This window comes from Nocardioides sp. P5_C9_2 (assembly GCF_054049555.1).
On sequence record NZ_JBFUMD010000229.1, the window covers coordinates 1 to 5962 of the forward strand.

General features: G+C 68.5%; 6 protein-coding genes and 1 pseudogene. 3 read left to right on the plus strand and 4 right to left on the minus strand.

The window, feature by feature from the left end:
* Together ACXJKL_RS12375 and ppk2 are read right to left on the minus strand one after the other, a co-directional pair.
* Positions 1-760: amidohydrolase family protein (locus ACXJKL_RS12375; RefSeq protein ID WP_457207348.1), on the minus strand; the 760-nt coding region annotated here is incomplete at its 3' end.
* 287 nt (positions 761-1047) lie between these two features.
* Complete coding sequence (ppk2, locus tag ACXJKL_RS12380) at positions 1048-1941, minus strand: polyphosphate kinase 2 (RefSeq protein ID WP_457207349.1); 894 nt, start codon at positions 1939-1941, stop codon at positions 1048-1050.
* Positions 1942-2114: 173 nt separating this feature from the next.
* Here ppk2 and ACXJKL_RS12385 point away from each other — a divergent pair, with 173 nt between their 5' ends.
* From ACXJKL_RS12385 to ACXJKL_RS12395, 3 genes are all read left to right on the plus strand, one after another.
* Positions 2115-3494: an NAD-dependent succinate-semialdehyde dehydrogenase gene (locus tag ACXJKL_RS12385; RefSeq protein ID WP_457207350.1), complete on the plus strand. Its 1380-nt coding sequence runs from the start codon at positions 2115-2117 to the stop codon at positions 3492-3494.
* A gap of 85 nt (positions 3495-3579) precedes the next feature.
* Complete coding sequence (locus tag ACXJKL_RS12390; protein WP_457207351.1) at positions 3580-4584, plus strand: adenosine deaminase; 1005 nt, start codon at positions 3580-3582, stop codon at positions 4582-4584.
* Between the two features lie 88 nt (positions 4585-4672).
* Positions 4673-5026 (plus strand): DUF6907 domain-containing protein, encoded by a 354-nt coding sequence (locus ACXJKL_RS12395; RefSeq protein WP_457207352.1) that lies wholly within the window; start codon positions 4673-4675, stop codon positions 5024-5026.
* Positions 5027-5035: 9 nt separating this feature from the next.
* Here the strand turns inward: ACXJKL_RS12395 and ACXJKL_RS12400 are convergent, their stop codons facing one another.
* Together ACXJKL_RS12400 and ACXJKL_RS12405 are read right to left on the minus strand one after the other, a co-directional pair.
* Positions 5036-5521, minus strand: a complete 486-nt coding sequence (locus ACXJKL_RS12400) for a cupin domain-containing protein (RefSeq protein ID WP_457207353.1) — start codon at positions 5519-5521, stop codon at positions 5036-5038.
* 9 nt (positions 5522-5530) lie between these two features.
* Positions 5531-5962 (minus strand): annotated as a pseudogene (locus ACXJKL_RS12405) (hypothetical protein); the annotation flags it as partial.

Here is a 5962-nt window from a genome sequence, read left to right on the forward strand (position 1 = left end):
CCCGAAGATGCAGCTTGCTTGGGCCCTGTCGGATCCCAGGGGGTAGCTCGACCCCGGCGGKCGCGCCCAAGAGCGTTATCCGTTGGGGCAGGTGGCCGAGGCTGCGGGCTTCGGCGAGAACCGTGATGGCACTGGCGTCCAGGTCGGGTGTCGCGTCGGTCACTCCGGTTATCCCCAGCGACGCCAACCGTGTGCCGAACGACTTCAGGTCGGGAGCTCGACGTCCGATGGCGTCACCCAGCCGACGGTCGTATCGCCACAGGCGGCCGTTCGGCCGACCGGTCGAATCGCGCTCGACATCGCCACCGTTGTCGAGGCACGTGGCGACGAGATCGAGTGCTCGACTGTTGAGCACCCAGAGGGCCCCGGTGTGGTCGTGCACTCGCACCGGCACGTGGGGGAGTGCTCGGTCGAGCGTGGCGGCATCGAGCGGCCCCGCACGCGTCTCGTGGTAGCCGACGGCCCGGACCCACCCATGCCGAGGGGTGGCATCGCGCAGGACCGTGGTGAGCTCGGCGAAGCTGGTGACGTGCGTGCAATCAACCGAATCGGCGGCCGCTGCCGCGGCCATCACGTGAAGGTGGTGGTCGTGCAGCCCGGGGAGCAAGGCAGCGCCGTCGCCTGCCACAACGCGCGCGGCGTTGCTTGCACGAAGGTTGCCGATAGCCGCCACGCGACCCCTGCGGATGCCGACGTCTGTGATGCGCGAATCCACCTCGACGTCCCGGAAGAGAAGGTCGAACGGCTCAGTTGCGCGCATCGTCCAGGTGCTCCCAGGACGGGAGGCGGCACGTGGTCTGGTGGCGTTGTCTGAGGAGGGCCTCATGGGGGGCGGAGCGCCCAGCGTCCGGCACCGGTGGTGCGCCGAGCCTCCCAGTGAACGCCATTGTCTGCCACGCCGCCCAGAGCCGTGTCTCACCCATTGCGCCGCAAGTGTGTCACAGATGACCGTCTGCGATGGCCGAGCGGGAGGCTCGACACAGAGTCCACACAGACGTCTGCCTCAGGTGGTTCGGCCCGGACGGCGTCCTGTGCCTGTGGGGGCGCTCAGTCGCCGATGGCATCGCGTCCCCGTTGGACGAGCTTCGCATCGGGCTGGAGCACCACCTGCGGGTCCTTGCCGTCGTACTCGACCAGACTGAGGAACAGTCGCAGGGCGTTGACCCGGGCTCGCTTCTTGTCGTTGCTCTTGACCGTGTACCAGGGCGCGTGGTCGGTGTCCGTGCGCAGGAACATCTCCTCCTTGGCCTCCGTGTAGGCCTCCCACTTGTCGAGGCTCTCGAGGTCCATGGGCGAGAGCTTCCAGCGCCGGACCGGGTCGATCTGGCGGATGGCGAATCGGGTCCGCTGCTCCTGCTGGGTCACCGAGAACCACAGCTTCGTCACGTTCACACCCGCCTCGAGGAGCATCTGCTCGAACAGCGGGGCCTGCCCCATGAAGGTGCGGTACTCCTCCTCGTCGCAGAAGCCCATCACGCGCTCCACGCCCGCGCGGTTGTACCAGGAACGGTCGAACAGGACGATGTCGCCGAAGGTCGGGAGGTGGGAGACGTAGCGCTGGAAGTACCACTGCCCCAGCTCGGTCGAGGTGGGCTTGGTCAGCGCGACGACTCTGGCGGAACGGGGGTTGAGGTGCTCCATGAACCTCTTGATCGTCCCGCCCTTCCCCGCGGCATCGCGTCCCTCGAAGACAATGACGTGCTTCTGGCCGGTGTCCTGGACCCAGTACTGGAACTTCAGGAGCTCGATCTGGAGGAGGTACTTCTCCACTTCGTAGTCGTTGCGGTTCATGAGCTCGGCGTACGGGTAGTTGTCCCGCCACGTCTCGACCGCCCGTCCATCAGGCCTGATCAGGACCGGGTCGTCACCGTGGTCGTCGCGCACCGTGTACCCCTGCTGATCCAGGGAGTCGATGTACTGGCGCAGGCTCATCTGCTGCATGCTCGACAGTCTCGTCCACCCGGCACCGGAGGAGGCGATGTCGCGTGGCGCTCCCCTAGATTCGGGGCCTATGGGGCTCATCACTGCGGCCYACCCTTGTGACGGCGGCACCCGCGCGTACGTTCGAACGTGGGGGCGCGCCCGTCCCCACCCCACGTTCGAGAGGTTCCGCCATGAGCGACTACCAGGTCGTCAACCCGTCCACCGGCGAGGTCGAGAAGGAGTACCCCACCGCCACCGACGCCGAGGTGCAGGACGCGCTGGCGCGCACCCACGCGGCGTACGGCGAGTGGCGCACCACCAGCAAGGACGAGCGCTCCCAGGTGCTGCACCGCGTCGCCGACCTGTATGACGAGCGGGCCGACGAGCTGGCCGCGATCATCGCCCGCGAGATGGGCAAGCCGCTTCGCGAGGGCAAGGGCGAGCTCCAGCTCGTCGCCTCGATCTACCGCTACTACGCCGACCAGGGCCCCGGCCTGCTGGCCGACGCGCCGCTCAACCCCGCCATGGGCGGCAGCGCGCTGGTCCGCAAGGAGCCGGTCGGCCCGCTGCTCGGGATCATGCCGTGGAACTTCCCGTACTACCAGGTGGCCAGGTTCGCCGCGCCCAACCTGATGATCGGCAACACGATCCTGCTCAAGCACGCTCCACAGTGCCCCGAGTCGGCACTCGCCATCGACCAGGTCTTCGCCGACGCCGGCCTGCCCGCTGACGCCTACATCAACCTCTTCGCCACCAACGAGCAGTCGGCCGACATCATCGCCGACCCCCGCGTGGTGGGCGTCTCGGTGACCGGCTCCGAGCGGGCCGGCTCCGCCGTCGCCGAGGTGGCGGGGCGCAACCTGAAGAAGGTCGTGCTCGAGCTCGGCGGCTCCGACCCGTTCATCCTGCTCGACGCCGATGACCTGGGCGCCGCGGTGAAGTCCGCCGTCCGGGGCCGGATGGGCAACGCCGGCCAGGCCTGCAACGGCGCCAAGCGGATGATCATCGTCGACGAGTTGTACGACGACTTCGTCGAGCACTTCACCGCCGCGATGGCTTCGCTCACCCCCGGCGACCCGTTCGACGACGGAACCGGATTCGGTCCGCTCTCCTCCGAGGGTGCCGCGAAGAACCTTCTCGAGCAGCTCGACGACGCAGTGGCGAAGGGCGCGGTCGTASGCACCGGCGGCAAGCGCGTCGACCGCCCCGGCGCCTTCGTCGAGGCCACCGTGCTGACCGACGTCACCGCGGACATGCGCGCCTACCGCGAGGAGCTCTTCGGCCCCGCGGCCGTCGTCTACCGGGTGGCCGACGCCGCGGAGGCCGTCGCGCTGGCCAACGACTCGGCCTTCGGCCTGGGCGGCGTGGTCTGGAGCGCCGACACCGAGAAGGCCCAGCAGGTCGCCGACCAGCTCGACACCGGCATGGTCTGGATCAACAGCGCCCAGGGCTCGTTCGCCGACCTCCCGTTCGGCGGGACGAAGCGCTCCGGCGTCGGCCGCGAGCTCGGTCCCTACGGCATCGACGAGTTCGTCAACAAGAAGCTGATCTACACCCCCGCGACTCGCTGACCCGGGCTCGGTCGGCTCGCCGACAACGGGCACGTCTGACTCACAGCCGGCGCAAAGCGACTCATGGAGTGGTAGGCATTTCTGCATGCTGCCGGTCGCGGAACTGCACCTCCATCTCGAAGGCACGCTCGAGCCGGAGACGATCCTTCGGATCGCCGAACGCAACCGGATCGAGATGCCGTACGCCGACCTCGATGAGCTGAGGGCTCGGTACGCCTTTCGCGACCTGCAGTCATTCCTCGATCTCTGCTACTCGAACGTCACGGTGCTGCGGACCGCCGAGGACTTCGCGGAGATGACCACCGCCTACCTCCAGCGCGCTTCGGCGGCCGGAGTTCGACATGCCGAGGTCTTCCTCAACCCCCAGGCGCACACGGCACGTGGTGTCCCGCTCGCCGAGATCATGGAGGGAGTCGCAGGCACGCTGGCTCAGTCGCTTCGCTCGCATGACCTGAGCAGTGAGCTGATCATTGCCTTCTTGCGGGACGAGAGCGAGGCATCGGCGATGGGGACGCTCGATGCAGTCCTGGCGCTGGGGGTGCCGTTCGTCGGGGTGGGGCTCRACTCCGCCGAAGTGGGCAACCCACCGTCGAAGTTCGCGGAGGTGTTCGGGCGCGCCCGCGCTGAAGGCCTTCACCGCGTCGCCCATGCAGGCGAGGAGGGACCGCCGAGCTACATCTGGGAAGCGCTCGACCTGCTGCATGTCGAGCGGATCGACCACGGGAATCGCTGCCTCGAGGATGATGCGCTCGTTCGCCGCCTCGTGAGCGACCAGGTCCCGCTGACCGTGTGTCCCCTGTCCAACGTGAGCCTGAAGGTCGTTGAAAGCATCGAGTCCCATCCGATGGCAACCATGCTCCGTCACGGGCTCAAGGTGACTGTCAACTCCGATGACCCGGCGTACTTCGGCGGCTATCTCGACGACAACTTCGATGCGCTGATCCGAGCTGACCGCGTCACCCCTGACGACGTGGCGACGCTCGCCCGCAACTCGATCGACGCGTCCTTCGCGAGCGCCGACCGCAAGCGACGGCTCCGCGAGGAGCTCGACGAGATGCTCCGCGAGGGCGGCGGAGCGTCGCGTCCGTAGGGGTGGGGACCCGTAACGCCTGCGCCCTGGGGCGGTTGCACCTCTCGAACACGTCCGAGGGCAGCACCTACTGGGAGGCACTCACTTCATGAGCGCAGTTTTCACCGAGCACGACCCGGCCGACGCCGCCCTGCCAGCCATCGAGTGCGCCCCGTGGTGCATCGACGGCAGCGGGCACGCGGACGCCAACTTCCCCGAGGACCAGGTGTGCACGGGTGAGACCGTCGAGCTGTCGCTCAGCCGGGTGCCCCTGGTGGAGGTGGGCACCGACGAGTGGGCACGGCAGCAGATGAACTTCTACCTGCTCCGTCACCCGGGCGCGCTGCAGACCACCATCGAGATGTACCGGGGCGACCTCGGGGAGACGGTCTCCCTCACGGTCGACGAGGCGCAGGCACTGGGGCAGGCGCTCGTCGAGGCGGCCCGTCAGGCCGCGGGTTGACGCACCCGCCTACACGTAGATGTTGTCGTGCTCCTCGRGGAACGCCTGGAGCTCGTCGTGGCTCGGGTTCCAGCGCCCCTCGGCCAGCTCGACGAGCCCCTCGAAGTAGGCCTCCCGGGGTGCGCCCGGCGTGAACAGGATCAGCAACGACGCCGGCGCACCCGACTCGTTGCGGAAGCCGTGCAGGCCTCCCTCGGGCACGTACAGGAAGTCCCCGGGACGACCGTCCAGCCACGTGGTCCCGTCGTACAGCCGCACGCCTCCGGAGAGCACGAAGAAGGACTCGCTCATCGTCCGGTGGTAGTGCGCCTGCGCACCAGCGGGCTCCGGGCCCATGTCCCACCGGTACAGGCCGAAGCGACCGCTGGTGCTGGCGCCCGTGGCCAGGTAGCTCGCCGCCCCGCCGGGCCGCGGCAGCTCGGGTGGCGTGTCGGCCGGTCGGTACCGCGCCAGGACGTCGCCGTTGCCGAAGTACGCAGGATCCGGGTACGACATGGATCGACGCTACCTCCGCACGAGCAGATCACGCACCCACTCCAGCTCGCGCGTCACGTAGTCCACGATGTCCCCGGACTTGAGGTGCGGAGGCAGCACGTCCCAGGTGTAGGTCTCGATCTCGAGGTGCTCCGACAGGGGAGTCTCCGCGTGCAGGCGCATGGCGTCCTCGATGCCGGACCGCGTGGTGCCGAAGGAGCCCAGGTCGTCGAGGAAGACCGGCAGGTGGAAGTGGGTGCGCCACTCCCGGCTGCCGGCCGGATCGCGTCGGTAGTCCGCGATGGCGTCGGCGAGGTGGAGGTGGTGGACGTCTCGTCCGTCGCGTCGCTCGGTGGTCTGGCTGAGGTAGATCGTGTCCGTGAAGGTCTCCAGCTCGGAGACGACCTCCGCGGTGACCTCGGGGACGCGCAGGGCTGACGCGGCCTGCAGCTTGAGGATCGG

What these genes read in the sequence shown, in the direction of transcription:
- ppk2 (WP_457207349.1), bottom strand. Translation starts at nt 1,941, where the DNA reads ATGCAGCAGATGAGCCTGCGCCAGTACATCGACTCCCTGGATCAGCAG.
- ACXJKL_RS12395 (WP_457207352.1), top strand. Translation starts at nt 4,673, where the DNA reads ATGAGCGCAGTTTTCACCGAGCACGACCCGGCCGACGCCGCCCTGCCA.